Genomic DNA, 26,735 nt, shown 5'->3' with positions numbered 1-26,735 from the left:
TTTCATATCGGGGTGTTGCGCAGTTGGTAGCGCGCCTGCTTTGGGAGCAGGAGGCCCGGGGTTCGAGTCCCCGCACTCCGACCAAATTTTGCAGAAAAACCGCCTGTATAGGCGGTTTTTCTGCGTTTTTGGTTCGGTTTTCGCGATTTTGGAGATTGCTGTTCAGCGGTGGTTTTAGGAGCAGAAAAGCGGCGGGAACAAGAGCGAGGATAACCGCCGAAACCACCAAATCCCTAACCCATCCCTAACGGGTGTAAGCGGCAAGAATCAAGCCTTTATGACTTAATAATTGAAACCAAATCTAATCTTCGCTATAATAAATTTTGTCAAGCAGGTGAGGAACTGGTTTTTTCCGTTTATACCGCTTCGCGAAATTTGCAACCTCTTTTATAGACCAAAAAGGAGGTACCGCCATATATGGAGTACATGATAATCGGAGTATGCATCATTGCAATTGTTGTTATTGATGCAGTAGTCATTTTCAAATCAAAAACAAAAGCCACTAATAGCTTATCGCCATCTGAAGTATCAACGGATACCTCAAGCAGGGCAACATCTATGGTGCAGGATACTGCTTCCCAAGAATTTAGGATTCAAGTAGAGATGCTCCCCACTGAAACGATTGGCGATGAGAGCAAACTGATTGAAATTACTGACAGCAGGGTTTTGGCTCGAGTAAACAGCCTTGTTCCTGGTTTGGTGCAGGCTGGTAATGCAATTAACAACGCAGTCCAGGCAGCACAAACTCAAGGTGAAGTTCTATATCGGGCAATCATTCCTGCCGGAGCAAAACTTGCAGATTCAAGAGCAATGGATGGCGCTGTTCGCGGTTTTTATCACGGTGCGGAGGGCATCCAAGGACACGCAAATTGGGTAGCAGTTGAAGCACAAAAGGGCACCGCTGTAATTGCCAACACAGCTGCGGCTACAATGGGTGTTGCGTCTATAGTCGTTGGTCAGTATTATATGACACAAATCAACGCCGAATTGGGACAAATCAGTGATGGCATCTCTAAAATTGCAGATTTCCAGGACAACGAATATAGAAGCCGGGTTTTCTCCCTGGTCAGCCATATTAAGAAAATCGCTGAGTTTCAAGTGGAGATCCTTGAGAATGATGAGTTGAGACTCTCTAAAATCGCACAATTGGATAGTCTGGAGGAAGAATGCACCAAACTTTTAGGGCAGGCCAACCTTACATTGGCAGGCGTCACAAAGAAGAATGACCTTGATTTTGCTACCTATGAAAAAGAATTGCAAGAGGCACAGAACTGGTACATATATCAGAACACCTTACTGGAAATGCTCCATAAGATCTCTGACCTTAGATTCGCTCTACATCTTGGCGCTGTTTCAAGAGCGCAATGTACCGCATTGCTGCCAACCTATACTCAGCAAGTTGAGGAAACTCAGTCCCGCCTAACTCAGTGGCATCAGGATACCACAAAGCGGCTCAATGTCGACACAGCAGAGATACGCCGAAAGAGAAAAGGCTGGGATAAAGCCATTCATTTCATTCCTGGTCTGATAAACGATGATTGGAATTTCTGTTCCATCTCCGAAAAAACTGCATATATGATTGATTCTCAGGCCAGTGGGCGCGCTGAGTTGCACCACGATAATTCAGATTTCTACCTTGAAGATGTGCAGTTGATTTCCAAAGGTGACAAAGTGTATTATCTACCGCCGTGCAAAAATTGAGCGACTTCTAATCACTCCGCAAAAAACAATGCTTTTCTGAGCAACAAAACGGAAGCCCAAGGGACACACCTCTGTCCCTTGGGCTTCGTTTCTCTCACCCCACCCTCTCGAACGGGATCACCTTACACCGGCTCTCCTCCGGCGGGTCAGGCGGCTCAGGGTCCGGCCTGTCCGTGGCCGTTTCCATGAAGCCGCCAATCTTCTCCGCCGCGCCCCTCTGCATCTCGTTGGTGATGTGTGTATACGTGTCGAGGGTGAACCCGGCGCTGAAGTGGCCCAGCATGCTGGACAGGGTCTTTGCGTCCACGCCGCTGGAGAGGGCCATGGTAGCGAAGGTGTGCCTGAGATCGTGGAAGCGCACGTGTTCCTCGATACCGGCCATTTCCAGCAGCTTTCGGTTGATCCGGGACACCGCATCCGGGCTCCAGTAGCCGCCGGTGCGGGGCGACGGGAACAGGATGGGGTTGTCGGGATGCTGTTCGTGCTCCCGCACCAGGATATCCACCGCCTGCTGGGACAGTGCCACCCTGCGGATGGAGTTCTTGGTCTTTGGCTCGGTCACCACCAGCTCCCCGTCGATGCGGGTGACCTGCTTGCTCACCGAGAGGATGCGGTCCTTCACGTTCAGGTCATCCCACAGGAGCGCCAGCAGCTCCCCGCGCCGCAGGCCGCTGGACAGCTCCAGGAAGAACATGGGCAGGACGCCGTACTTCTCCGCCTCGCGGAGATACACCCCCAGCTTCTCCGGCGGGATGATGGTCATCTCCCGGTGCTCTTTGCGCGGGATGCGGCAGTTGTCGCAGGGGTTGTAGGGGATGATCCGCTCCTTGACCGCCTGCTTGAGCGCCGAAGAGAGCACCATGTGGATGCGCCGGACGGTACTGCCGGACAGGGCTGCGTTGGTCTGCGTATCAAACCGCTGTACCCGCCCCCTGGCCTTGGAATCGTTGTACATCTGCTGGATCTGGATGGCGGTGAGCCGTTTGAGTTTTACTCCTCCGATGGCCGGTACGATGTGGTTTTCGATCATGTTCTCATAGGTCTTTGCGGTGTTGGGGCGGATCACAGGCTTGCTGTAGGTTTCAAACCACAGCCTGCACCACTCCGCCACGGTGTAGTCCTCGTTGTGGTCCATCGGGATGCCCCGGTTGTCCCGGATGGCCCGGTCCAGCTTTTCCTTGCACTCGGCCCGCGTCTTGGCGGACACGCTTTTCTGGATGGCACGGCCGGTGGCGGGGTCGATCCCCAGGGTGTATCTGCCCTCCCAGCGGCCGTTGGGCTTTCTGCGAATGCTGCCCTCGCCGTTTGCTCGTTTCTTTGCCATTGGTTGTCCCTCCTTTCGGCAACACAAACAAATACCACAGAATCCCGGAAATAGCTACTAAAATATTTCCGTCTTTTGAGCCGCCTGCTCCTCGATCCACGCCATGAACTTATCCCGGGGGACGATGATGCGGCTGCCCAGGGTGATGGTGGGGAAATCCTTCCGGTGCGCCACCTCGTAGGCGTGGGCCAGGCCGATACCCAACACATCGGCCACATCCTGCACGGTCAGCATCAGAGGGAGCTCGTTGAACGAGTTATACTTGGATCGTTTCATCAGATTCCTTTCCACCCTTCCCGCGGAAGGGATTTTATTCCTTGTTTTGCGGCCCATTTTCTGCGCCGCTCACATGGTCATTTCGGGCTGCTGCTCCTCATGGTCATCCGGTTTGTGGCCCTGGGCAATCTTCTTTTCCCGCAGCTTTTTGAGCCGCTTGCGGTCGATCTGGATGCCGCCGGGGCGGGACTCGGGCAGGGAGTTGTCCTGGAACACCCGGCTCATGTGGTAGAGCAGCCGCGTTACCGCCAGCATCACATCGGGCGGACGCTGTTCCTCCCTGTGGTCCAGAAGGTACCGGGCGTATTCGTTCCCCTGCTCCGCCGACCGGGTCAGCCATTGAACGGCGCGCTCCTCATCCCGGGGCACTTCCTTTCCCATGAGGTACAGCTTGCCCAGCAGGTACTGGGCATAGGGATTGCCTTGCTCGGCGGAACGGGTGAACCACTCCACGGCGCCCGCCGCGTCCTGTTTCGTGATCTCGCCGCGGAGCAGCTCTTTGCCCAGGCGGTACATGGCCCACCTGTTTCCGCCTTCCGCAGCGGTGCGCAGCCAGTCCATGCCCCGCGCGGTGTCCCGCACCTCCAGATCGCCAGAAAGAAACAGCTTGGCGAGGGCGTACTGCGCCGCCGGATGCCCCTGCCGGGCGGCCTGCTCGAACCAATACCGAGCGTTCACCCCGTCGGGGATCAGCAGAGGACCGTCCCGCCAGAGCTTGCCCAACAGGTATTGGGAGTAGCGGTCGCCGCCCTTTGCCAGCTTCTCCAGTTCCGATACCGCGCCGCTCCGTTCCTCCAGTGTCAGCTCTTCATTTCGGATGACCTCTTGCAGCGTCCAGTACGCATAGGGCGCATTTCGGAACTGCTCCGGCTCATCCCGCTGGCCCATGTCCTGGTCCTCGAAGGTGACTTGGCCCAGGCGCAGCCGCTCCGCTTCCCGGATGACGGCGTTTTTGATCTGCCGGAACTCCTTTTCCTTGGAGAGCGGGAGCCGCTCCCGGGGCGTGTCGTGGTAGTAGCCATCCACCTTTCCCTGGAGCAAGAGCCACTGGTCGTAGCACTGGCGCACGATGGGGAGCCGCTCCATCTGGTCCACGATCTCGTCCACCAGCCCCTTGATCCGCTTGGGAAGATAGCCGTAGGACTTCTTGCCCTTGACCGTTCCCAGCTGTACCGCCAGCTCCTGCATGAGCTGCTCGGCCTCCGGATGGTCGCACAGACCGTCCCGCATCGCCTGCACCAGCTCCAGCATGGCTCGCCGAGCCTGCCGCACCAGCTCGTCCCGGGACGCCGACTTCTGCTCGTAGAGGTGGAGCATCTCGTCCCGGAAGATGTCGTTGGTCAGCCTGGACTTGATCTGACGGATGCCCTCTTTGGAGAGGTAGGCTTGTCCGGGTTTGGCCGACCAGGCCATCATGTGGACGTGCGGATGCTCGCCCTCGTCGTGGAAGGCCGCGTACCAGCGGAAGTCTGCGGGCGGTATCTTCATCGCCGCCGCGATCTCATTGCGGTGGGCGCGGATGAGATTTCTCCACGCCGCGGCGTTGTCGAAGCCCAGACGCGCTGCGTCCTCACGCTTGAGAGAGATGATGTGCGTCCACACATTTCCGGTGTACTGCTCCAGTTCTGCCATCGCTTTTTCCAGCGACACGCCGTCGCTGTCGCCGAACAGCCCGTGGGAACCGAGCCGCTCCGCCCGGGGCCGGATGGCGATGTACTTCATATACTGCTCCGACTGATGGAGCGCATCCCAGTTGGATTCCAGCGCCAGGGTGATGAACGCGGAGGCCGCCGCCTTAGTGGGCTTGGCCTGGCAGCTCTCATACTCGTAGAGGGTTTTGGTGTCCGGGAAGTCCTTCACCAGCTTTGCGATGAGCTGCTCCTGCTTGCGCGTGGGCGGACGGTCATCCGGAAGAATCTCTACCCGCTCCCGGGTTGCGATGTAGCGGAGATACCCGGCCGCGCCGCCGGTGCTTTTGATGTAGGGGCTTTTCAGGATCAGTCTGGCCATTCGTCACCACCCCAGTCTGGCTCCCCGGCGGAGCGCGCTCGCTTCTCCAGCGAGATGAGACCGTTGGTGGCTCTCACATTTCGAACGCTCTGCGCCCGTTTGCGCTTCAGGTCATCCCGGTCTACCTCCACCGCATCCGCGATGATCCCGATGAGCAGATCCAGCTCCACCTCCCGGGTGAACTCCCGCCTGGCGATGTGATCCTCCAGCCGGCCCAGTCTGCCGTCCAGCGCGGCCAGGAGCGCCGTGGGCAGCAGGGATTGGTTTTCCTGCATCTCCAGATAGTCTACATAGAAGTTGACGGCCTTTTCCACGAACTCGTTTTTGCTCCGGCAGTTGTCGGCGGCGTACCACTGCTCCAGCCTCCGGCTGGTTTCCGGCTTCATCCGCAGCGGGAGCCGCTCCTTCGTTTCGTTACCCATAAAATCCTCCTTTCTTCCAACAGACATCGGCAAAAAGCCTGCAGCACAGGGCTTTTGAGGAAAGCTGACGCCAACGGCCTATTTTCTGCCCGTCAAAGACGCCAGCCTACGCTCCCCGAAACTGCCCGCACTGCGGGCAGACGTGACCGGCCGGGCGGCGCTTGCGGCGCCAGGGTTTTATCCTGCTTTTTCCTTCGTCCCCGCTTTTTCTTCCATCCCCGGAAGCGATTCAGAAGCCAGCTCTGGAAACGCCCCCGAAAGCGGCCCAAATCCGCTCTCCACGCCCGAGGGGGGTATCCAGCCCCGCAGGTTTGCCCAAAGGCGCACACAGGGCGTTCTGTGGGCTTCTGCGGGCGGATTCCGCCAGACGCTCCGCCACTCTTTGACGGGCGGCATCCTCCTCCAGCTGCCGGAACTGCCGCTCATAGAACGATTCCACCGCCGCCTGGATGGGGCAGATGGTGTAGAGCAGGTTTCCATTGAGCGGCCTGCCGTCCTTGCTCCGTATCATGGTCGGCTCGGTGCGGATAAGACCTTTCTCCTCCAGACTGCGCACATACTTGCTGACTGTGTTTTCGCACATCCCCAGCGCCTTGCCGATGGTCTTGTAGCTGGGCCAGCACTGATAGGTTTCTCTGTCCTCGATGCTCAGCAGATAGCAGTAGATCGAGATCTCCGGGTGATTGAGACCGACGTGAAATACTTCGTTGGGAACCAGAAAATAGTTTTTGTTGGGATCGCGTTTGGGCCACTGCCGGAACTTCATACAGCACCTCCTGTCCTTTCTTCGTTTGCAGCACGAACATCATCCTCCATACACCGTCCGGTCATTCAGACACGGGCATCACCTCTCCGAAGAGCAGTTGTGTATTCTCGATTGACCGTTCCTCAAAATTCATTTTGAAAATACCCCCTCACTACTTAGCCGAGCCATATAGCGGGCTGACATAAAATTGACAGAAAAAGAGCGCCTGCCATTCAGCAGACGCTCTCGTCCTGATGTAAGTGTATCAAGTTGTTTTGGACCGCAGGCGACAGATCCCGTCTGCTTCATCCCGCTCTTTCAGAAGCTGCGCCAGAGCAGTCAGAAGTTTCTTTTGCAGATAGTCGACGCTGCCGCGGTTCAGCTGATGGGCTTCCGCGTACTTGCGGATAGACAGGCCGTTCACGAACCGCTCCTGGAAGTACGCTTGGTGATCCTGCAGCACCGTCTTCAGCGAGTTGTCCAGAAACTGTATGTCCTCTTTCAGTTTGGCAAAGTCACTTCGGGTGATAGCGGCATACCGCTTCTCGTTCATGCAGAGACGATACTTGGCCGAATCGAAACGATAGTTCTCGCAGAGGTCTTTGGCGTATGTGAGGTAGGTAGGCGCAGATTGATAGACGCGGGAGTCGTATTCAGCATCCCGCTCCGCTCTCTTTTTGCGAATCGGCCCGCGCATACCGTCCTCGGCAAGATTGGAGATGACTGCCTCGGTGATCTTCATATTGGTGACCCGCTTGTACCTGGCCTTCCGCTCGCCGTTGATCTCTATGAACGCGCAGAAGGATTTCTTGCTCATTGTGAAGTACTGCGGAACCTCAGAAAAAGAATAGGAGCGCAGGATGACCGTCTCCTCACCGGTTTCCGCATCCTCGGCCGCCGTGACCAGATAGATCAACTTGCCGTCGTACCGCCGGTAGTAGCCTGCGCGGATTATTCTGTCTGCCATCTGGTCACCTCACCTTTCTGAATATGCTTTTGGTTGCTGTGTGCAGAGTGGTAATTGCGATTTTCGCAATTACCACCCGCTCCTGGTTAGCGAATTCTTCGTTTCAAAAATTTCCCCGACCATTCCATTCTATAATTTTGGTGTTGTCCCGCAAGCAAAATAACAAATACTTCAATCCAGAAGTTACACCGCACGGTTACCTTATGCTTTCAGCTTATATATGCGGTTCCGATTGCCGCCCTCGGTAACGATTGTTTCTTCAATGATCATCTCACCGAGCATCCGTCTTGCGCGTGCGTCTTTAACACCAAGCATATTGGAAATGTCCGAGCACTTTGCAGAAGCATGATCGGTAAGATATTCAAGGATGCAATTTTCTGAGCGGCTGTTTTTGCTCCTTTATCGCCGCTTTTTATCGCTACTTTCTTTTTTGAGTAGCGATAATGACAGAACCGTTCTATCCGGCTCAAAGGACTCTTCTATGACAGGCTCTCTCCAGCCCTGCTCGCGCCAGGCGCGGAAGATGGCGGGGATACCACCACTTTTCGGTGCATCAATTTCAATGCGGAAACTGCCGGGGTTGGACATGGTGATAGCATTCCGCTTTTTGATGATGACCAAGCCCTGTCTTCCATAACAGTCTGCATTGACCAGGCAGTTTGCCAAGGGCTTCACGGAGCGCCTGATGCAAGGGTGTATCGCCCGCTCTTGTGCCGCTGTCCATATGCTCCTGCGGCTATTTCTTTGTTTAGGCGGCACATATTTTGTGCCACTTGAGACCTCTGCCCGCCCTACTGCTCTGTTTCATAAGGCCAGGTATTAATGCCGCCAAATTCGTAGATGTTGGTATAACCCAACTCGGCCAGTGTGGAGGAGGCTGTCTTGCTGCGGTTTCCACTGCGGCAGTAGACCAGCACCGTGGAATCCTTCTCAGGGATCACCTCAGCAGCAGTCGTTTCGTCAATGGTACCCACTGGCAGCAGCACAGCGCCGGAGATGTGGCCGCTATCGTACTCGTCCTGCTCCCGCACATCCAGTATGATGACCTCCTGGGTGTCCATCATCTCTTTGGCTTCTTCCTGGGTGATCTGCTGGTAGGAGCTGTCGGCAGAAGTCCCGCCACATCCGGTCAGCAGGAAAAGGGCAAGCAGGAAAGGGATAATTCGTTTCATTTCAGTTCCTCCAAAAGTCCGGCAGCAAAGGCCTTGTGGCCCTGCTCCGTGAAGTGTACGCCGTCATAGGCCAAAGGGATGTCCCACCTTCCGGCGTCGGCAAAGCGGATACCCATTTTCTCCGCCAAAACTTTACAGCATCGGGCGAAGGTGCAGGAGTCACCAATGAGCTGTGGGCTGGGTACCCACGCGCCCAAGGCCACCGGTGGCGGTGCGATCAGCAGAATCTTGCTTCGGTCTAACGGAACAGCCGCAAGAAATCGCTCCAACTTTTCAGCCGCCTGCTCCGGGCTTCTGCCCTGGAGCAGATCGTTGGTTCCGAGCATGACGATCAGCAACTCCGTGTCAACAGAGAAGTCTGGAGCGGCGGATGAAATCTCGCGACCGTTTTGTCCCATGTTAGAGATCGTCCATCCGGTCTCCGCAGCCAGGATGTCCACCCACCGGTTGTCTGCGTCATAGCGCCCGCCGAAATAGCCACGGGGATCGTAGCCGTAGGTGTTAGAGTCGCCGAAGCAGATGATATTCATCCTGCGCTTTTCCTTTCTCCGTATGTTCACATTCCCTAATGTGGTTAATGAGACTTTCGCCTAATCTTTCCGCCTCTTGGATTGCTTTAGTCTTATTAAAATTTCTTCATCTGCTTGGCAGAACTCAAATTGATCAATCTCATCCACCGTGATCCAACGGATGTCATTATGCTCCAGTTTCTGGGGGACGCCCTCCCGGATAGTGGCATGGAACAGTGTCAGATGGACCGTCAGATCGGGGTATTCATGAATCACATCCATGAATACCTCGCCCACATCCAATGTGACCGCCAGTTCCTCCTGACATTCCCGGATGAGAGCCTGCTCCTTGATTTCTCCTGGCTCTACCTTACCGCCCACAAACTCCCACAGCAGCCCTCTGGCCTTGTGGGCCGGGCGCTGGCAAATCATAAACTTGTCCTGATTCCAGATCAGGGCCGCAACTACTTCGGTCATTTACTCACCCATTTTACAGATTGATAGATATTTGCACATGGATAATCGTTGGTATAAGTAATCCATGTACCAAGTATAGCGACCTTCACTATTCTCTACAAGTATAACTTTTTTCGTTGTTGTTTGTATCTTGCAATGAACAAACAAACAAGAGACTTCCGCTCTCTTTACATGACTTCCGCGATGCTTTATAATGTGATATGTTATGACCGCTCCTCAGCAGGGCTTGCTGTGTACTATAGTTAACTATTACGTTATAGAGAGGGTGCCATTCTTGAGTTCCGCTTCTTTTGTGTTTCCTGCCGTCAAGGGTATCCAAGCCAAGAGGGAATACTTTACCTCGATGGTTCCATTAGAGGTGATCCCGAAAATCTTTCAGTTTGTTGACGAACAACTACCACCAGAAATTCGGGCACAGCGTATTCTCAACCGTGCCAGGATTCCAGAAATTCGAGATTACATTTTAGAGAACCCCGATGACTATGTGTTTTCTTCGATAACAGTTTCCGTTGATGGTGTCATGGAGTTTATTCCATTAAATGAAGACGAGCCCCTTCTCGGTCACATTACAATTTCTATGAGTGCCAAGTTTCTCATAAATGACGGGCAGCATCGGCAAGCCGCTATTGCGGAAGCAATAAAAAAGAACCCCGAGCTAAAGAATGAGCATATCTCCGTTGTTTTCTATCGCGATGAAGGTCTCGCTCATTCCCAGCAAATGTTTTCGGATCTTAACCGCTATGCAATTCGTCCTACAAAATCAATCAACATTCTTTTTAACTCGCGGGAAGAGTCTTCCATTGTTGCAAAGCGGGTTATTAATACGGTTAATGTCTTTCAGGATGTGACCGAAAAAGAACATACCTCCATATCCAACCGATCTAAAGCACTGTTTACATTAAGTGCAATCTGTAGCGGCACGGAAGCCTTATTAAAAGATCTGGACTTAGGTTTGGAGGAGAAATGCAACTTAGCAATTCATTTTTGGGAACAAGTATCTCAGTACATTCCTTTTTGGAAAGCAGTAAAGAACGGTCAGGCCAAGTCCTCTGATGTGCGAAAAAATACAATTTGTACCTTAAGTATCACCCTTAATGCCATCGGGGCTGGAGGTAATCAAATTATTCAAAGATATCCAGATACATGGGAAAGGCATCTTTGCCATTTGGCGCATATTGATTGGAGCAAAACCAACCCAGTGTGGGAAAATCTCGTCTTTATTCACGGAAAAGTTGCTACAAATCGTGCTTCGCAAAGAGCCATGGCTACATATATAGAGAATATTATGACAGAAGAAATTGGTGGATAAAATGGCTAATTTAACAAAAGAAGATATTCGTATTGTACTTAACACGATACAGGAAGTGTATTTAGCAGATAAGATACCCTGGATTTGTGGATACAGTGGCGGCAAAGATTCCACTGCCGTCGTACAACTTGTTTGGATCGCACTTTCCCAGCTTCCAAAGGATAAATTACACAAACCCGTTCATGTTATTAGCACAGACACTCTGGTTGAATCCCCAGTTGTTGCACTATGGGCCACTCGCTCTATTGCGCGCATGAAAGAGGCCGCAAATAACCCTGAACACAAATTACCTATTATTCCACATAGGCTTGTTCCAGAGGTCACCAACACCTTCTGGGTAAATCTCATAGGGCGGGGCTATCCATATCCTCGGCGTGATTTTCGCTGGTGTACTGACCGTATGAAAATCGACCCCTCAAATCGCTTTGTTAAAAAAATCCTGGATGCAGAGAGCGAAGCAATCCTGGTCCTTGGAACGCGCAAAGCCGAAAGTGCCACCCGCAAAGCCGTCATGGAGGGTTATGAGAAAAAGCGATACCGAGATCATCTTAGCCCCAATGGATCGTTTCCGAACTCCTATGTTTTTACTCCTATTGAAAACTGGAGCAACGACAACGTCTGGCAATATCTTGTACAATACCCCAACCCCTGGGGACATTCAAATAAGGACTTGTTGGCAATGTATAGTGGTGCTTCTGCGGATGGCGAGTGTCCGTTGGTGCTTGATACATCTACGCCCAGTTGCGGCAACAGTCGTTTCGGTTGTTGGGTATGTACTATGGTTTCCGAGGATAAATCCATGGCGGCCATGATCCAGAATGACGAAGAGAAAGCGTGGATGCTTCCCATGCTTGAATTCAGAAATGAAATTGCCGGTAATTGGGATATCGATAGAAAGCGTAGAGATTTTCGCCGTATGGATGGGCGTCTAACGTGGCATAACGAGCGACTGGTACACGGCCCATATACACAGGAAACCCGCAAGTACTTTTTAACTCGTCTATTAGAGGTTGAGAAGCTTGTTCATGAGATTGGACCAGAGGAAATTAAGGATGTTCCCTTGATTACCATGGACGAACTTCGGTTTATTCGTCAAATTTGGTTAGATGAAAAACACGAGTTTGAAGATTTGTTGCCCGAAATCTACGAATCTGTTACCGGAAAACGCTATGAAGATGGATCTATTAGCAAAAACAAGTATTTTGGTCCAGCTGAAGCCAGAATTCTTCGCGAGGCTTGCCAAGCGGTATGTCCAGACGAGACTTTGATGTACGAAATGCAACGCTCCCTATTAGATGTCGAAGCTAAAGCAGCCGCCATCTCTAATAAGAGAAATGTAATTCAAAATTTTGAGCATGAGATAAAAAAAGCATTTTATCGTGATGAGCATGAGGCCGCCCTTATCGCAGAAGAACGTGCAAAAAAAATCACAGGAATGCAGGAATCTTTTGACGATGGAAATTGGACTGAGTGAGGTGCTGAGAATATGTATTTTACAAAAATCGAATTGCATAATTTTGGCATCTACAAAGGTCATCACGAAATGTGTCTTTCGGACCAAATCGGTAAACGCAATGTTACTCTCATCGGTGGATTGAATGGTCGAGGAAAAACGACCTTTCTTGATGCTATTTTGCTTGCATTGTATGGAAAGCAGGCATTAAAGTATGTTCAGGAAAACGCGCGTTCCTATGAACGGCTACTCATAGAGCATATTAATAAGCACGCGACAGATGATCTTACTTATGTCGCTGTATCACTTGGTTTGGATGACGGAACCGCTTTGCGCGTCTGCCGGAAGTGGAAGTTAAAGGGCAAGAAGGTCGATGAAACTATTGTCGTTGAGAAAAACGGAACAATAGATAAGTACCTTGGGGAAAGTTGGAGTTACTATATTGAAGAGATTCTGCCTTTTGGAATAGCAAGATTTTTCTTCTTTGATAACGAAAAGATCGCTCAACTGGCTGACGACGCTTCATTTGAGCAAATTAAAACTTCTATTAAATCCGCAATTGGTGTTTCTACGATTGAAAAAGCAATTACTCATATTGATGAAGTAATTCGCCGAAAAAAAGATGCTCTGCAAGCTTTTGAAAAAAGCGAAGTCAACCAAGGTTACCAAGAGGTAGAAGCGCAACTCAAGGAACTCAACTCCAAAATCGAAACAGCTCGTCGAGAGGCTGACATCTTAAAAGCAAATTGCGAGAGTATTGCAATTGCTATAGAAACTAAAGAAAAAAAGTTTTGGGCTTCTGGTGGTGACTTAACACTCAGCCGAGAGGCCATAAAACAAGAAAAAGAGAAAATCAAGGCATATGTGCAAGAAGTTCGTGACGAAATTATGCTGCGCGTATCTGATCCTGCAACTCCGCTCTTTATGTGCCGCAAATTAGTTACACAAGCTTATGATGCAGAGATTGATGAGCAGAAAAAAGCAGCTCTGAAGCTTTCTGACCCAATTGTCGAAAGTATTCAGAAAAATATTTTGGATCGATTTAATCAGGGGAATTTCGATGACAGAACGCTCAGAATCATTACTGATATTGTCAAGCAAGAGATCGGGAAATTCACTTCAACAGGCGAGGGTGCGGAACACATTAATATGTCCCACACGACCATGCTCCTCTTTGACAAATTAATTGTCACAATATTCCATTCCCTTGATCAAAAAATCGAAACCTTAATCAGTCATGTCGATGCGCAAGAAAATGAGCTCATGAGCTTGGACGCACACCTTGGTGAGTCAGACGAAAAGACGATGGCCATGAAACTCTATGAGACGCTCAAAGAATATGAGCGCAAAAAAGCTTTGGCTGACGACCAATACCAGAAGCAGCAGAGCTTAATCGAGAGTTTGGAGCGCCAGAAAGAAGCTCTTCATTCTAAGCGCTTGCAGTTAATCAAGACTATCGCAGAAAAAGAGAATACGAATGATGATAACTCCCGTATTATCAAATATTCTGTGATGTCTATCGAAGTTCTTAATGAATTTAAAGTTCGTTTACAGCGTGAAAAGATAGACAAGCTTTCTGCAACTGCCACAGAATGCTTCCAGACTCTGGTTGAAAAAGATTCCCTTGTGAGTAAAATCCATATTGATACGGACAGTTTAGATGTAACCATACTTGATCCAGATGGGCATGAGTTGTTAAAGAACCAGCTCTCCGCGGGAGAGCAGCAGATGTTTGCTATTTCCATTGTGTGGGCACTGGCCAGAACCTCTGGCTATAAGGCCCCTGTGGTCATTGATACACCCATGGCTCGCTTAGATTCTTCCCACCGGGCAAATTTCGTTACCAGCTATCTACCGTCTGCAAGCTCCCAGGTTATGGTTCTTTCCACAGATGAAGAAATTTATGGTAGATATCTTGATATGATTCGAGAAAATGTTATAAATTACTTTACTCTACATTATCGGGAAGGTGAGCAATGCACCTCTATCATCAACGGCTATTTTGAGGGGGTGTGATAGTATGATTATTAAGCATTTTAAACTGTCACAGCCAGAGAAGGAGCGACTCATTCGAATCAAAGCAAAGACCGGTGTTCAAAACTGGAATATTCTTTGCCGGTGGGCATTATGTTGGTCGCTTTCAGAACCTACCATTCCTGGTAGTATTGATCCACAGTCTGACAGCAATGTTGAAATGGATTGGACCACTTTTGCCGGTGAATATGCAGAAATCTATGAAGCAATTATTCGCCAGCGATGTTTGAATGATGGCTTAGGAGATGACCCTAACACTTTAATCCGGTACTTCCGACTTCATCTTTATCGTGGCATTAACCATTACAGCACCAGAGATGTTTTGAAAAGCTGCTCAGATTTACTCGAATCTGCTCTTCCGAAGGAGGAAGCATAATGGCTGTTTATCTTGACTACAACGCTTCTGCTCCGATAGATGAAAGAGTTCTGGAGAGAATGATTGAAGTGTATCGCTCTCATTATGGCAACGCAGATAGTAGAACTCACATCTTTGGTACAGATGCCAAAGAAATTGTTTCCTCCGCAAGAAAATCCATTGCTGAGATCTTGGCTGTGGACAGTACGGATGTTTTCTTTACCAGCGGTTCCACCGAGAGTAATAACATGGCGATTCTCGGGTTGCTTGACTACGCGCTTGAGAGTGGCCGTAATCACTTCATTACTACGTCTATCGAGCATAAGTCCGTTTTGGAAGCCATGAAACACCTGCAAGAGAAAGGCTGTGTTGTGGATTTTGTTTCACCCGATGCGTCTGGCCGAGTCAAACCGGAGCAGATTCTCAGCCTCGTCACGGACAAAACTCTGCTTGTTTCTATGATGCAGGTCAACAGCGAAACTGGCGTGATACAGCCTATTGAAGAGGTCGGTGCAGCATTAGCAGGGACTAAGACATATTTTCACGTTGATGCCACACAAGGTTTTGGTAAGCTGAATGATAGCTTACGAAATACCAAATACAATATGCTTAGTATCACCGCCCATAAGATCAGCGGTCCCCAGGGGATTGGCGCATTTATTATGCGGCGCGACCGTACATATAGACGGCCTCCCGTCAAACCGCTCATGTATGGCGGTCAGCAGGAACGCGGATACCGTCCGGGAACTACACCGGTGGCTTTGGTTGCAGGCTTCGCTCTCGCAGCTCAGCTAAGCGACAAGGAATCCGCTGTCCACATGGAAAGCTGTAGAGCGATTAAGCGAAGATTCCTGGAGGCTGTGGAAGGTCTGAACTATACTTTGAATGGAGACCAAAAACACTGCCTGTCGTCCACTGTAAACATTAGTTTCCACGGTGTTGATGCAGAGGGTATCTTCCTTGCTGTAAAGGAGGATTATGCGTTCTCCAATGGTTCGGCCTGTAACTCTGGCAGCCATGCCCCAAGTTATGTATTAACAGCTATGGGACTGGGTGAAACACGAGTGAATGAGGCTATCCGTCTTTCTTGGAACCATGATACAAAAGTTGACTTTTCGGTTCTTGTAAACTACATTAAATCAATGACCGATTAAACAACAAGGTCCCAGCGCCAAGTATGGCATTGGGACCTTGTTGTTTATTACTTTAAGTGATAGCGCCTGATGAACTCTTCCAAAATCAACTCAAAGACATCAGAGTTTGTGTGTAGCATCTTGTATACCTTTTGCAATGACGAGCTTGCGGAAGACAATCCTTGTTGTCCATTTGTTGCTGTATAGACCACATTTTGAAACATCATCTTCATACCATTTAAATTACGAAATTTTTCGTCATGCTTAATTCCAAGCTTTTGAGCGCGAAGTGTAAGACTTTTTGATAAGTCCATTAGCTCTTTTTCAATTTGATCGGTAGTTTTACCATCACTTTTACGGTATACATCAATTAAAGCCACTAATTCCTCGACATCCCAAGCTACTTTAATCATTATCTATCTCCCTTAGAATCTGATTTTTAACTTTTGGTTAAGGTTCTTTTCCTTGAGCCATGTCATGACATTGGGGGTCAAATCCAAAACCGTAGCCCGCTGAGAAGAGACTTTCTTTAAGAAGTCTTCGATTTCGGGGTTCAAAGAGAATTGATCGGTAATTTGCTTTGCTTCCGCCACGTAGGAAACCAGGCTGTTTACTGCTTTGATGGATGGATTTCCAGCAACCGTTTGAGTGATGCTGTCTGTCAAGTCCTTTGCCCGTTTGGGATCATTTGATAGACCACCAATCATAGACAAATAGCCTTTTGGACCATCAGAATATTTCTGAGTAGCATCACGCCATACGATTTTAATTTGTGCTGCAACAGCATCTCCCTTGGATTTCAGAAGCCTAACAGTTTCCAAGGTCAACCGCATTTCAGAAACTCCGTTGCCGCAATCGTCGATGCAAGCCAGCAATTCGTTGCGAGTAGGTTCATCCACAAGTGAAGTGCTGACAATTCCTTTTTCTTTCATGGCAGCAGCACAATCAATGGTATCTTTAATACTCTCGGTGGCCTGGGCAAGCTGTGCCAACGCCTTTGCGTAAGTTTCGGCATGCTGCTTGCTTTCGATTGTTACTCGGCGTTTTTTGATAGCAGAGGTGCAATTTTTGATTGTCTCAGTTAACAGCATTTTCGTACACCTCCATATTCTCAAGCTGAGCGTAAAGTGCCTCCATAGAGGACAAGGCAGCTTCAGACAATGCTTCTGCACCAGCAAAACCGCCAGTAGCAGCTATGTCTTTTTGGGCCTTCGCCCCTTCCTGGTCAGCCTTTTGAGCAATCGCCTGAATATCTCTAAGGAAATCATACAGCACATGTAGCGAGTTGCCGGAGTATGCCGTCAGCTGCTTTACTGCTTGTACAGAGGCCGCATCGTTAATTAGCTTGACATGTCCCATTACCGTTTTGGCTGTCTCAATGGGAGGTTTTTCATACTTGACCCGCAACTCTGTACTTCCGATGATTCCATTCGCAGAAAACACAGAAAACAGCTCTTGAATAGCAGACAGCGTATCAATGAGATTCTTCTGGTTGAGTTCACCAATATACTCTTCGAGTTTGCCTACCACCTTTGCAGCTTCCTGAGTATCCGCAACCATGGCTTTTTTAACGCTGGGATAGAGCGCTTTCAACAGCGTGGCAGGATTATAGAGAAGATGCTTCTGTGGGATACTACCAGGTAATGTTGCTTCAATATCCCAGTCGGCAGCCATAAGTTTTTCAACAGCGAGCACCAGCTCGTCTGTTCTGTAACAGGATTTCGTGTTGGGATCAACTGCAAAATGGACCGCACCCATTGTGGTTGCAGAAGCTTGCTTTAAGAAGGTCAATGCACTATCAAAGTCAGCTTTGCGATTAAGAATGAACTGAATCATGTCATTCCACTCACGGGTATCTCTCCTGATGCTATCGTCTTTTTTGAAATCCTTAAACAGAGATTTGATTACTGAATAGGGCGAACTCGTATCAACCTTCTGGCCCAAGATACACGCTTTGAGATACTGAATCGCAAGGCACCACTCCAATACCGGGAGAGAATCTTCTCCCTGCTTAGTAGCGGCAACTTTTTCGATGATTTCAGCTTTTCTGCGTTCCAACCAAGTAATCAATCTCTGCTGGTAATAAGCTGCGCCCTCGAAATCCCAACCTTTTGCGTAGTTCAGTTCATTTAAGGCCATCAGAACATCGCGGCTTTCAGAACTTCTGTCCATGTAAACAATGGCTCTATCCGTATTTGTGGGAGAACTCTGATCGTTAATGTAGTAGCAGCTCAGGTCGGAAAGACGCTCTGCTGCAATATAGGCTGGGATACCAATATCCTGCCAGTTGATTGCACCACATTGCCTGGAGTCTCCTCGAATAAGAGTACGAAGCCAGCCACGATAGTCGGGATCATATTTCAATGTTTCACCCTTGGTAAACCATGCCGTGATATCATCCTTAAACTTACGATAATTCTTTGTGGCACCATCGACAGGGGGCTTGGCCTTGAGAGGTTCTGGAGTAGTAGGATGATGAACAGAATTGCTTCCACTGGTTGTCACTGGTTTGGATGTGACAGTTGGGGATACAGCTTTGCCAGTGGATTTATCCACGATTTCACCGATGCCAGTAAAGGTATTCAGCCCCACATCTGCAAGGAAAGCTTGATTAAGGCCACCAAAACGCAGCGTTCCGTCGATGTCTTTCACGCCGGATGCAGAACCATCGCCCCAAATGGCAAACACCGCTTTCAGTCGATTCTTATCATCTGAACTCATGCTTTCCAAACGGTCAATGGAAGAACTATGGGGATCATTGGACATCTGAGCATTGCTGGGGTTAAGCGGGAAATACCAACCATCCCCATACTGCTTGCCATCAAAGTATTCTTTTAACTGGGCGCGAATAACATTCTTTAAGAACATTCTCGGGCTTTTTGTCGCAAGAGATTCATACAGAGTCAACAGTGCATGGCGGTTAAAGGGATATAGCGTTACTTTCTTTTCTCCGATGGTTGTGGTATCCCATTCACAAGGAGGCGTGAAATCACTGATTGGCAGTTCACTCAAATCTGCACCGGAGTCAGTCCAATGATGGAGTTGTGTGGGGTCACAGTAAATTGCGTTCAAATACCGGCCAGCCATCTGAATGATAAACTCGTCAGTTCCATAGGAACGTTCTGTGACCTCAATTTGGTGTGTTACACGGTCTTTGAAATTGCCTCGAAACGCATAATAATAGTCGTTGGTGATGCCGATTACCGAAGTAACACGACACAGATCTGCGTAATCGCCGCCATGCTCATAAGAAAGCGCCGTAATGAGTTCCTGGTCAATTCCAGTGAAGCCGGTGAAGTCTTCGATAAAGATCGTTAGGTTTTTGCCTTGCTTTTTCAAATCTCGTCTCAGCTGAGCAAAAATCGTTTCCGCATTTTCACTGGAAATGTCTGCACAACGCTGAATGACCTCTCTCGTAAACCTGTTAAGATAGTTGATGAGTTTGGTAATCTCAAAGTCATCGCCTTTCAAAGAGGCCGCAAAGAGGGACGCTTGGGGATCTCCCTGTTTCATTACAGCTCGGATGATTTTAGATACATTAAAATCTTCTTCTGTAAAAATTGTGGTGTCTTGAAGAATCTGATTGCTCGGAGCCGTGATGACATTATAGCATCTGGATATTGCGCCACCTTCACGCAATAGATGTTCGCTTACACGGCTGTCGGCAAGGTAGCTGGCAATGTCACGGCACTTGACCGCTTTGTAGGTTTCTCCGGACATATCGTTTCGCACAGCTGCAATATAGGCATACAGAATCTCTGTCTTGAAAGAATCTTCATCTTTGGAATCAGAAGAGGCCACAAACTTACGGAGTTTCTCCGCAACATCAGGGTCTTTAATGGCTTCCTGTTCCAACAACTGAGAAAAAGCTCCACGGACAGAGTTATTCAAACGACGCAGGAAAACCAACTGCTCCGTTGCAGGATTGTATATAGTAGAGGGGCTTCTTTCAAACTTGCCTTTTAGATAGCGGATAAGATGAGATTTACCAGTGCCGTGATTGCCTCGGACAATGACCATACGATGCTCATTGTCAGGGTTGTAGATCAGCTGCTCGAAAACCTCATCTTCGCTCATCAACTTTGTAGGGGCAGGCATTTTCCCCTCTTCATAATAGCCACCACGGAAAAGCTCAAGAGACGAGAACGGCATGTGAGTAGACATGAAATAGGCATCTTCGGTGGCCATATCATCTGTTTTAATCGCATACTTTTCCATTACAGAACGATACTGTTCCCATTTCATGAATCCATCGCCTCCTTCACCGAAATGTGTGTGAAACCATTGATAGGATCACCGTCTACATAGTAAAGCATGATCGGAGTGGAGTCAGACCATGTTTCAAGTTTAATGAGACCAATTTCATGCAGTGTGCGAAGGCCGGCAGAAAGCGCCAAGGGAAGATTACTGCCAATCTCAACTTCGGGGATTTTTGTGCTCAGCCAAAGTATGAAGTCCTGGGCAAGAACAGTCTCATTATATTTGAATTTTTCTGTATATGTAGTTGCCAATATATCTTCTAACCGTAGCTTCATATTAGGGATTATCATTGTTCCGCTCAAATAGCCCAGCCCTAAAAAAGCAGCCCAAAAGCGCCATCCCAGGACAGCGTTTTCATTCAGTGCAGCCAGCTCTTTCACTTCGGAAGCACAGGTCTTAGCCATACCTTCCCAAGATTTCAGCGCAAAGATTCGCTCATTTTGAGCAATCAGCCATTTGGTGAACATGTGAAATGTGGTGTCTTTTGCAGAGAAGACCCGAGCACTCACATACCGCCGAAAAGCCTTGGATGAAGCGATTATACTGGGATCAACAGCTAAGACCAGATTGTCAGCATCAGCTTTGATGAGGGCAAGTTCTTCGAGGGCCACATTGATTGACTTGTTGATTTGATCGAGTTCTTTTTCATCATTGATACCCAATGTCATGCACTGACGCACTTCATCACGGCTCATGCTTTTATGGGAAACCAAGCGGCAAACAGAGAGAACTCGCTCCGGTGTCGGCTCCATTCGCATGCCGTCTGGATTGACTTTGAACATACGAATACCTCCTTTAGAATTTTTGAATCGGAATAGGATAACCGTCGCTATACTCTCTTATCGTTTTACCACCATTGGCAACGATGGTGTTCTCGTTACAGTAGAGTATCTTACGATAGCCAAAGGCATCCAGTTTTCCAAGGTTCTTGTACAGAGTAAAGTTTGTGACGGTGTCGCCGTCAAAAATACAGACAACACCTTTAGCGAAGAGATAGGGGCAATGGACAACCGCATAATAGAACTCTTCGTAATTCAAGAGAATGCCATTGTAAACAATCTCATCGGCCAGACGGCTTGGAACAACAAATGCACCAATATTGTTTTGAGAAGCCTTTTCTGCAATCACAGCAACTTCTTCAGTGCTGCAAGGTCCTGTTGATGGTCTGCTGATAATCATTTCATTAAAGGACCCCATGTTTCGCCCCAAGCGTGGAGCCGGAGGTGCAGCTGGAAGCTTAATCTCGGGATCGGTTCGCAACTTGTAAGTATCATCACTTGTGATGCGGCCTTCAGGATCTGCTGGACAGCCATTGCATACTTCCCGAGAAAGCGGGAAAAGGTGTCTGAAAACACGCCCCCAACACAATGCTTTGGGAGAGGATACAAGTTCACTCATGATTCTATATCCAACCATTTGTGCTTCATATTCTCTGGCGCGGGGTTCTGTCAGTGCGGCTGTGAGAATGTCATCATCGCTGAGGATATTCGGTTGTAGTAGCTTAATCGTGACAGTATAGTATTTTTTTGGTGGATTCGATTTTTTGTCGAATACATAGTTTGCATCAAGAAGGTCAATAAATCCGGTGCGATGCAGAAACAGCAGTAGGTTTACATTCCATGCAACATTTCTGTTTCCTGCATACTCGGCCTCCTCGTCTGTCATCGTGGAAGGTGTGGCAGAAGTGTTCAAAACACATTCATCAAAATCAATCATTGCTGCAGGGTTAGAAAGCATCCCCTTCCAGCGGATAACCGCGCGGTCAACGGTGAGAACTCTTTTGCTGACAAGGCCCAGCGCCCGACGCACATCACCGTCGCTATCGTATCTGCTCTGATAAGGAATAAACAGGCTAAGCGATGGAAGCCTATCACGACCACCACGACCTACCTCCTGGTAAAATCTGCTCAGATTTTCAGGACAGCAAGCATGGATGATCGTTCTGACATCGGGTTTGTCAACACCAATACCAAAGGCAGAGGTAGCAATCACAACATCAAAGTCGTGATTTTTCCAGCCGGTTAATATAGTGTTTCGGTCTATTTCCTTGGTTTCTCCGGTGAAAACGGGGATATTTTTGTATCCAAATTCACAAAGCTTTTTTTGCAGTTCCTTAGCTTCTCTTGGTTCAAGCACATAGACAACCATCGGCTTTGGAAGCAATTTGATGGCCTCGATAGTCTTATCAATTTGTTCTTTTCGAGACTTTGCAGAGTGGAAATAGAATCGTGACTCCTGGCGAAGTGCATCACAACGAACCTGAGCATTTTTACCGTCTGAACCAAACAGTGCAAACAAGGTGTCAACTACATCATCAGACAGCGTGGCCGAAAGCAGAAATGTACGGATGAACCCTTCCGATTCATATTTCCACTTCTTCAGAAGGATAGAAAAAATCTGAAAGTCAGGTCTAAAAAACACGCCCCAATCTGGAACAACATGGGCTTCATCAACCACAACATTGGTCAAATAGTGACTTTTTGCTGCATTGTCCAATATGCGGTGAAGCTCTGAGTTCTTCAAAATTGCCTCTGGAGAAGTAAACAGCATACGTGCCTTTTTATCTTTCAGAGCTTTGATAATCTCAACTCTTTCAATTTCAGATTGTTCGCCTCGATAACAATAAATCTCGGTGCCATTTGTCAAGTTTTGCTGGGCTGCATAATACTGATCTAATGCCAAGGCCACAGTGGGCACAATTACAACAGTTAACCCGTCAGAAGAACTTGCCAACAGCTGCGTAACCAAGCTCTTGCCACCACCAGTAGGTAGCGAAATAAGAAGTGTATGGCCATTGGGTAAATTCAAAGCTGTATGAACGGCTACCTTTTGTTCAAAGCTTTTATAGGCGTTAAAGCCAGTATGTGTTGCCAGTATCGCATCACCGGAAGATTCAGTTTCAAGCTCAATACCATTGTCATGGCGAAGGGCGTACACATCCTTGATGTATTGATGAGGTTCAAGCCATTCTGGAATATGGTGTAAACAAGACACTTGCAGGTCATTTTCACACACAAGATCGAACTCTGTACCGTACTCTTTTACAACCGTATAAAGTTTTTCAGTAAGCTTCACACGACCAAGAATTAAGATAAGGTCACGAATATTTAGGCATATATCCTTTGCTGATGCTTCTTCTCGTTTGAACTGAACGACGCGTCGGATAAATCCAATTACATAGCGTGATCTTGCTGCCTCCTGCATTTTCAAAAAATCAGATGTATCGACAAGCTTTTTCTCTAATTCCGCAATGGCACTTTGGGACTTCATGGCTCCCACTATGTATTGCTGTAATACTTCTTTACTATCCATTACTTCTCACCCTCAAGAAACAGGCTGCATCTAACTCCGGTTTTGCATTTTTGAGCGCCCGAAGTGTCATGTCAAACAGATGTGCTCTTTCATCAACGCCGGACATATCTCGTTCAAAGTAGATACATTCTGCTCTATAACCATTCAAAACGCGCTGCATTTCTTTCTCAGCAGCTTCAAAATCAGAGCGCTTTTCAAGTCTGGCACAGGCCCGTTTGTAGGCTGTTGCAGAAGCTTTATCAACCAGAGGTTCCCATGTACTGGGAGGGGTTCGACTGATAAAGTGCTCCAAAGGCGAAATTGACATTTTGCTGCCGCCACGCCGCCCAAGGTGGTTGACGCTATTGGGGCGCAGAGCAAGCAGAGTATTGATTATCTCCTTTTCGGGAACTTCTTTGCTTCGGGCTGTTAAGGGAACAGTAACAATAATCTGTTTGAGTGGGAGATACATTCTATATTGCGCCAATGTTTGTAGGGTCATCCCATTTTCAAGCAACTCATCAAGTTTTGGTGCGATATTGTAGATGAATACAAGGCCATCATAGTTGTATGCTGCAACCGTTTCGATACCAGTGCATCTGCCTCTGTTACAGCCCACTGCATTTGAGATGATAGAATCGTAAACAGGGTCTTCCGGTGCAAAGAAAAGAATATCCTCTCGGGTTGCAGCAGTCCGGCGGTCAAAGGAACCAAGAAGCCTGCCTTCTCTTCTCATAATGGAGGAATTGGTATATTTATCCCACACGGGAGGAATGAAAAGAGACTGCCTGGCTGCATTTACGCTGAAAGTACTTTCTCTGAACTCAATCAAGCCAGAACTGGTAGGCTTTTCCGGGGAAAGACCAGCCTGTTTTCCCCAGCCCATCATGGCTGTGGCAAAGAGATTGTCATCTTCCGATGCGTAGATACCGAGAACATTATCAATCCCCTGGGACAAGGGACGATACAAAGTGGCTCCAAGGTCAAAATCCTGCTCGTCCTCAACGCTTTCCCGCATTTCTTCTGCCTGGTCCAGAATATCATCAAACGCATTGGTAAGACCGGTATAGTAATCATCCAGCAGAGCATCAACAATCAGTTCGTTTAGTTCCCCGGTGATGATTTCAAGGCCACTCAGAGACTGCTCAAACAGCTTCATGCCGTCTTTCCAAATGTGGAAGAGCTGCTCCTCGACAGAAGTATCTGCATAAAGTACAACAGACAAAACATCCATGTTGGGGTCACGCCCCAACCGGTCTAAGCGGCCAATACGCTGTTCAAGCGCATTGGCATTCCACGGCAAATCAAGATGGATAATCTGGGAGGCGTTCTGGAAGTTTCGGCCTTCACCACCGGTTTCGTCACAGATGATTACCCGACACGCAGGATTATTTTGAAAGGCATATACGCTGTCTTCAAGCTCCTCTCGATTCATGTGTTTGCCAAATGACACCGCATGAATCCCCATATCGGCATATCGTGTGTTGAACAATTTCAGAAATTGAACAAGTGTAGCGTTATGCGCTGTAAATACGACCAGTTTGCAGGTTTCATCGTCCAAGATATCTGTCTCCTGGTCAATGTAGTTCATGGCAGTCATTAAGCGGCCTTTGATAAGATCAGGATCTTCATCAAGAGCAACATTCACCAAACTATGCTCATTCTCCGCTTGGCGCCTCCACGCAGCTGCGCTGTCCAACAATATCCCATCATCAATTTGGAGCTTATGGAGGGCATCTTCAAAAGCCCACGGGCTGCTGAACAACGCAGAAAGAAGAGGAATTGCAGTTTGGGTCACATATTCTTCATCATCTTTACCGTTATCAGCAAGATAGGCGAGCGTATTTTGGATTGCCCCTATTTCATTATAGCTTTCGTTAAGAGACAGCGGTGAGTACGGGATAGCACACAAGGTCCGTCGAGCCATTTTTTCAGAAATTAACTGCCGACGATTACGGATTACTCTTCGCTCAATTCTGTAATTCTCACAAATATACGCCAAAGCTTGCTTGACCTTGGAAAGTCCTTGATCTTCTGTACTGAGGTCAATATCCTTAACCATCTTCTCCAGGGCTGCATCTTCAAGTGTTTCCACAATGCTATTCAAATCATCTAAGACGATTTCTGTATACTCGTCATAGCGTTCCAGATATCCCAAAAGAAGATTAGCAGACTTTTGGATACGTTTTTGGCGCTTTACCATCCAGGAAAAGCGTTCAGCAGACATGGTCTCATATTGCTCTGGATTGAGTAGCGCAAGCAAACGGCGATACTCTTCATTTCTGTCCTGTATAGGGGTTGCAGACAAAAGCAGAATATGTGTTACTTTCCTGCTGAGATTCTGCACTTGGCTGTACCAAGTATCGTTGGCAAGAAGTCTATGTGTTTCGTCTACAATAGCAAAATCCCAGGACATAGAAAGAGTCAACAAAGATTTACCGATATCCTCCATAGGGAGCAGACAAATCTGGGCACGAGGCGAGGCAACAGACGCATTAAGACCATATTTGTAGTGCAACTCGTTTTTCCACTGGCTCGCTAATGCTCCGGGGACAATGATAAGTACTCGGAGATCCTTCTTTTCACTGGCCAGTATACTGAGAATAGAACACGCCTCGACTGTCTTGCCCAAGCCGACCTCATCCGCCAGCATATAACGGACAGGTGTGGTTTCAAAGCAACGGGCCACTGTGCTTATCTGGTGCGGGAGCAGAAAAGCTCGGCAGCCGGCAAGTACATGGAAACCATAGTTAGCGTTATTCACAAGGTGAAGGTTTTTGCTTACCTTGAGATGATTGATGAACCAAGTGGGGTGTTGGAACTCATAGGCCCGGAGCTGCTTATCAGGCGCGAAATTCATCTGCGAATAATCAAACTTGAGTTCCGTTTCGCACTCCTTGACATGCTGTCCATTTGGCAGTTTAATCCAATACCAATAGGGTTCGTCCTCAGAATAGGGTTCAGAGGCGCGAGACACAATTGTGCCTCGCCCCCAACACCCTTCAACAGCACCACCCGGACAGGCTTCGCAACGAGTCACCGCTCGAGAAAAGAACACATTGTGCTGAAATAAATCCCCATAGTACTGCCTGCTGCCCAATAGATCGTGCATTTCGACCTTGACTGCATCGGCAATTTCGTTGTACTCGACAAGCTGAGCAAGGACATAAAACCTGGGATGATCTCTGTCACCTTCTTCAACGACGATAGGACAGCGATAATAACATCCTACCAACATACGCAGCTCTCCTTTCTCAGCTTAAGCAAGAAACTAATGCTGCACTGTAGCCTCTTGCG

The 26,735-nt window shown here is 48.4% G+C and carries 22 protein-coding genes and 1 tRNA gene; 7 read left to right on the top strand and 16 right to left on the bottom strand.

From position 1 onward, the window contains the following. Window positions 1-8: 8 nt before the first annotated feature. Window positions 9-84: transfer RNA gene (locus B5F35_RS12075), tRNA-Pro, on the top strand. A 333-nt stretch (window positions 85-417) separates the two neighbouring features. Continuing rightward, window positions 418-1,701 carry a hypothetical protein gene (locus tag B5F35_RS12070; RefSeq protein ID WP_087241301.1) on the top strand — a complete coding sequence of 428 codons (1,284 nt, stop codon included), beginning with the start codon at window positions 418-420 and terminating at the stop codon, window positions 1,699-1,701. A 94-nt stretch (window positions 1,702-1,795) separates the two neighbouring features. Here the strand turns inward: B5F35_RS12070 and B5F35_RS12065 are convergent, their stop codons facing one another. The 10 genes from B5F35_RS12065 to B5F35_RS12020 form a co-directional block, all read right to left on the bottom strand. Next, the gene (locus B5F35_RS12065) at window positions 1,796-3,025 is read right to left on the bottom strand and encodes a tyrosine-type recombinase/integrase (RefSeq protein ID WP_087241299.1); all 1,230 of its coding nucleotides are present in this window, start codon (window positions 3,023-3,025) and stop codon (window positions 1,796-1,798) included. A gap of 57 nt (window positions 3,026-3,082) precedes the next feature. Further along, complete coding sequence (locus B5F35_RS12060; protein ID WP_087188798.1) at window positions 3,083-3,301, bottom strand: helix-turn-helix domain-containing protein; 219 nt, start codon at window positions 3,299-3,301, stop codon at window positions 3,083-3,085. Window positions 3,302-3,370: 69 nt separating this feature from the next. Next, a complete protein-coding gene (gene mobP3 / locus B5F35_RS12055; RefSeq protein WP_087241297.1) occupies window positions 3,371-5,311 on the bottom strand; it encodes a MobP3 family relaxase in 1,941 nt (646 codons plus the stop codon). Then, window positions 5,299-5,733 carry a hypothetical protein gene (locus B5F35_RS12050; protein ID WP_087241295.1) on the bottom strand — a complete coding sequence of 145 codons (435 nt, stop codon included), beginning with the start codon at window positions 5,731-5,733 and terminating at the stop codon, window positions 5,299-5,301. The genes mobP3 and B5F35_RS12050 overlap by 13 nt, the downstream gene beginning before the upstream one ends. A gap of 229 nt (window positions 5,734-5,962) precedes the next feature. After that, window positions 5,963-6,499, bottom strand: a complete 537-nt coding sequence (locus B5F35_RS12045) for a helix-turn-helix domain-containing protein (RefSeq protein ID WP_242969509.1) — start codon at window positions 6,497-6,499, stop codon at window positions 5,963-5,965. A 244-nt stretch (window positions 6,500-6,743) separates the two neighbouring features. Further along, the gene (locus B5F35_RS12040) at window positions 6,744-7,445 is read right to left on the bottom strand and encodes a hypothetical protein (protein WP_087241293.1); all 702 of its coding nucleotides are present in this window, start codon (window positions 7,443-7,445) and stop codon (window positions 6,744-6,746) included. Window positions 7,446-7,844: 399 nt separating this feature from the next. Then, on the bottom strand, window positions 7,845-8,066 hold the full coding sequence (locus B5F35_RS12035; RefSeq protein ID WP_087241291.1) for a hypothetical protein: 222 nt from the start codon (window positions 8,064-8,066) through the stop codon (window positions 7,845-7,847). Between the two features lie 170 nt (window positions 8,067-8,236). Then, on the bottom strand, window positions 8,237-8,617 hold the full coding sequence (locus B5F35_RS12030; RefSeq protein WP_087241289.1) for a rhodanese-like domain-containing protein: 381 nt from the start codon (window positions 8,615-8,617) through the stop codon (window positions 8,237-8,239). Next, window positions 8,614-9,147 carry a GDSL-type esterase/lipase family protein gene (locus tag B5F35_RS12025; protein WP_087241287.1) on the bottom strand — a complete coding sequence of 178 codons (534 nt, stop codon included), beginning with the start codon at window positions 9,145-9,147 and terminating at the stop codon, window positions 8,614-8,616. Before B5F35_RS12025 ends, B5F35_RS12030 begins: the two co-directional genes overlap by 4 nt. Window positions 9,148-9,207: 60 nt before the next feature. Further along, entirely contained in the window at window positions 9,208-9,603 is a 396-nt protein-coding gene (locus B5F35_RS12020) for a (deoxy)nucleoside triphosphate pyrophosphohydrolase (protein WP_087241285.1), read from the bottom strand. A gap of 274 nt (window positions 9,604-9,877) precedes the next feature. Here B5F35_RS12020 and dndB point away from each other — a divergent pair, with 274 nt between their 5' ends. The 5 genes from dndB to B5F35_RS11995 are packed head-to-tail and all read left to right on the top strand — an operon-like array spanning window position 9,878 to window position 15,908. After that, entirely contained in the window at window positions 9,878-10,912 is a 1,035-nt protein-coding gene (gene dndB / locus B5F35_RS12015) for a DNA sulfur modification protein DndB (RefSeq protein WP_087241283.1), read from the top strand. Window position 10,913: 1 nt separating this feature from the next. Then, complete coding sequence (gene dndC, locus B5F35_RS12010) at window positions 10,914-12,386, top strand: DNA phosphorothioation system sulfurtransferase DndC (protein WP_087241281.1); 1,473 nt, start codon at window positions 10,914-10,916, stop codon at window positions 12,384-12,386. A 12-nt stretch (window positions 12,387-12,398) separates the two neighbouring features. Continuing rightward, complete coding sequence (gene dndD, locus B5F35_RS12005; RefSeq protein ID WP_087241279.1) at window positions 12,399-14,381, top strand: DNA sulfur modification protein DndD; 1,983 nt, start codon at window positions 12,399-12,401, stop codon at window positions 14,379-14,381. Window positions 14,382-14,385: 4 nt separating this feature from the next. Beyond that, the gene (gene dndE, locus B5F35_RS12000; RefSeq protein ID WP_087241277.1) at window positions 14,386-14,775 is read left to right on the top strand and encodes a DNA sulfur modification protein DndE; all 390 of its coding nucleotides are present in this window, start codon (window positions 14,386-14,388) and stop codon (window positions 14,773-14,775) included. Beyond that, a complete protein-coding gene (locus B5F35_RS11995; protein ID WP_087241275.1) occupies window positions 14,775-15,908 on the top strand; it encodes a cysteine desulfurase family protein in 1,134 nt (377 codons plus the stop codon). The genes dndE and B5F35_RS11995 overlap by 1 nt, the downstream gene beginning before the upstream one ends. 47 nt (window positions 15,909-15,955) lie before the next feature. On the opposite strand, the gene B5F35_RS11990 is transcribed toward B5F35_RS11995, so the two are convergent. Genes B5F35_RS11990 through B5F35_RS11965 form a run of 6 tightly spaced genes read right to left on the bottom strand, consistent with a single transcriptional unit; the run spans window position 15,956 to window position 26,676 of the window. After that, entirely contained in the window at window positions 15,956-16,300 is a 345-nt protein-coding gene (locus B5F35_RS11990) for a hypothetical protein (protein WP_087241273.1), read from the bottom strand. A gap of 12 nt (window positions 16,301-16,312) precedes the next feature. Then, the gene (locus B5F35_RS11985; RefSeq protein ID WP_087241271.1) at window positions 16,313-16,978 is read right to left on the bottom strand and encodes a hypothetical protein; all 666 of its coding nucleotides are present in this window, start codon (window positions 16,976-16,978) and stop codon (window positions 16,313-16,315) included. After that, window positions 16,965-20,132, bottom strand: coding sequence for a hypothetical protein (locus B5F35_RS11980; protein WP_087241269.1), 3,168 nt, complete (start codon window positions 20,130-20,132; stop codon window positions 16,965-16,967). The genes B5F35_RS11985 and B5F35_RS11980 overlap by 14 nt, the downstream gene beginning before the upstream one ends. Beyond that, window positions 20,129-20,929 carry a hypothetical protein gene (locus tag B5F35_RS11975; RefSeq protein ID WP_087241267.1) on the bottom strand — a complete coding sequence of 267 codons (801 nt, stop codon included), beginning with the start codon at window positions 20,927-20,929 and terminating at the stop codon, window positions 20,129-20,131. Before B5F35_RS11975 ends, B5F35_RS11980 begins: the two co-directional genes overlap by 4 nt. 13 nt (window positions 20,930-20,942) lie before the next feature. Next, window positions 20,943-23,459, bottom strand: a complete 2,517-nt coding sequence (locus B5F35_RS11970; RefSeq protein ID WP_087241265.1) for a helicase-related protein — start codon at window positions 23,457-23,459, stop codon at window positions 20,943-20,945. Beyond that, on the bottom strand, window positions 23,452-26,676 hold the full coding sequence (locus B5F35_RS11965; protein ID WP_087241263.1) for an SNF2-related protein: 3,225 nt from the start codon (window positions 26,674-26,676) through the stop codon (window positions 23,452-23,454). Before B5F35_RS11965 ends, B5F35_RS11970 begins: the two co-directional genes overlap by 8 nt. Window positions 26,677-26,735 lie beyond the last annotated feature (59 nt).

Origin of the sequence: Anaeromassilibacillus sp. An200, from assembly GCF_002160025.1 — a bacterium.
GTDB classification, from domain to species: domain Bacteria; phylum Bacillota; class Clostridia; order Oscillospirales; family Acutalibacteraceae; genus Caccousia; species Caccousia stercoris.
The sequence above is the reverse complement of the archived record's forward strand: the minus strand, read 5'-3'. Positions and strand labels throughout refer to the sequence as shown.

Coding starts and splice junctions, on each gene's coding strand:
- B5F35_RS11990 (WP_087241273.1), bottom strand. CDS start 16,300: ATGATTAAAGTAGCTTGGGATGTCGAGGAATTAGTGGCTTTAATTGAT.
- B5F35_RS11985 (WP_087241271.1), bottom strand. CDS start 16,978: ATGCTGTTAACTGAGACAATCAAAAATTGCACCTCTGCTATCAAAAAA.
- B5F35_RS12025 (WP_087241287.1), bottom strand. CDS start 9,147: ATGAATATCATCTGCTTCGGCGACTCTAACACCTACGGCTACGATCCC.
- B5F35_RS12040 (WP_087241293.1), bottom strand. CDS start 7,445: ATGGCAGACAGAATAATCCGCGCAGGCTACTACCGGCGGTACGACGGC.
- B5F35_RS12050 (WP_087241295.1), bottom strand. CDS start 5,733: ATGGGTAACGAAACGAAGGAGCGGCTCCCGCTGCGGATGAAGCCGGAA.
- B5F35_RS11980 (WP_087241269.1), bottom strand. CDS start 20,132: ATGAAATGGGAACAGTATCGTTCTGTAATGGAAAAGTATGCGATTAAA.
- B5F35_RS12065 (WP_087241299.1), bottom strand. CDS start 3,025: ATGGCAAAGAAACGAGCAAACGGCGAGGGCAGCATTCGCAGAAAGCCC.
- mobP3 (WP_087241297.1), bottom strand. CDS start 5,311: ATGGCCAGACTGATCCTGAAAAGCCCCTACATCAAAAGCACCGGCGGC.
- B5F35_RS12020 (WP_087241285.1), bottom strand. CDS start 9,603: ATGACCGAAGTAGTTGCGGCCCTGATCTGGAATCAGGACAAGTTTATG.
- B5F35_RS12060 (WP_087188798.1), bottom strand. CDS start 3,301: ATGAAACGATCCAAGTATAACTCGTTCAACGAGCTCCCTCTGATGCTG.
- B5F35_RS12045 (WP_242969509.1), bottom strand. CDS start 6,499: ATGAAGTTCCGGCAGTGGCCCAAACGCGATCCCAACAAAAACTATTTT.
- dndE (WP_087241277.1), top strand. CDS start 14,386: ATGATTATTAAGCATTTTAAACTGTCACAGCCAGAGAAGGAGCGACTC.
- B5F35_RS12030 (WP_087241289.1), bottom strand. CDS start 8,617: ATGAAACGAATTATCCCTTTCCTGCTTGCCCTTTTCCTGCTGACCGGA.
- B5F35_RS11965 (WP_087241263.1), bottom strand. CDS start 26,676: ATGTTGGTAGGATGTTATTATCGCTGTCCTATCGTCGTTGAAGAAGGT.
- B5F35_RS11975 (WP_087241267.1), bottom strand. CDS start 20,929: ATGTTCAAAGTCAATCCAGACGGCATGCGAATGGAGCCGACACCGGAG.
- B5F35_RS11970 (WP_087241265.1), bottom strand. CDS start 23,459: ATGGATAGTAAAGAAGTATTACAGCAATACATAGTGGGAGCCATGAAG.
- B5F35_RS11995 (WP_087241275.1), top strand. CDS start 14,775: ATGGCTGTTTATCTTGACTACAACGCTTCTGCTCCGATAGATGAAAGA.
- dndC (WP_087241281.1), top strand. CDS start 10,914: ATGGCTAATTTAACAAAAGAAGATATTCGTATTGTACTTAACACGATA.
- dndD (WP_087241279.1), top strand. CDS start 12,399: ATGTATTTTACAAAAATCGAATTGCATAATTTTGGCATCTACAAAGGT.
- B5F35_RS12070 (WP_087241301.1), top strand. CDS start 418: ATGGAGTACATGATAATCGGAGTATGCATCATTGCAATTGTTGTTATT.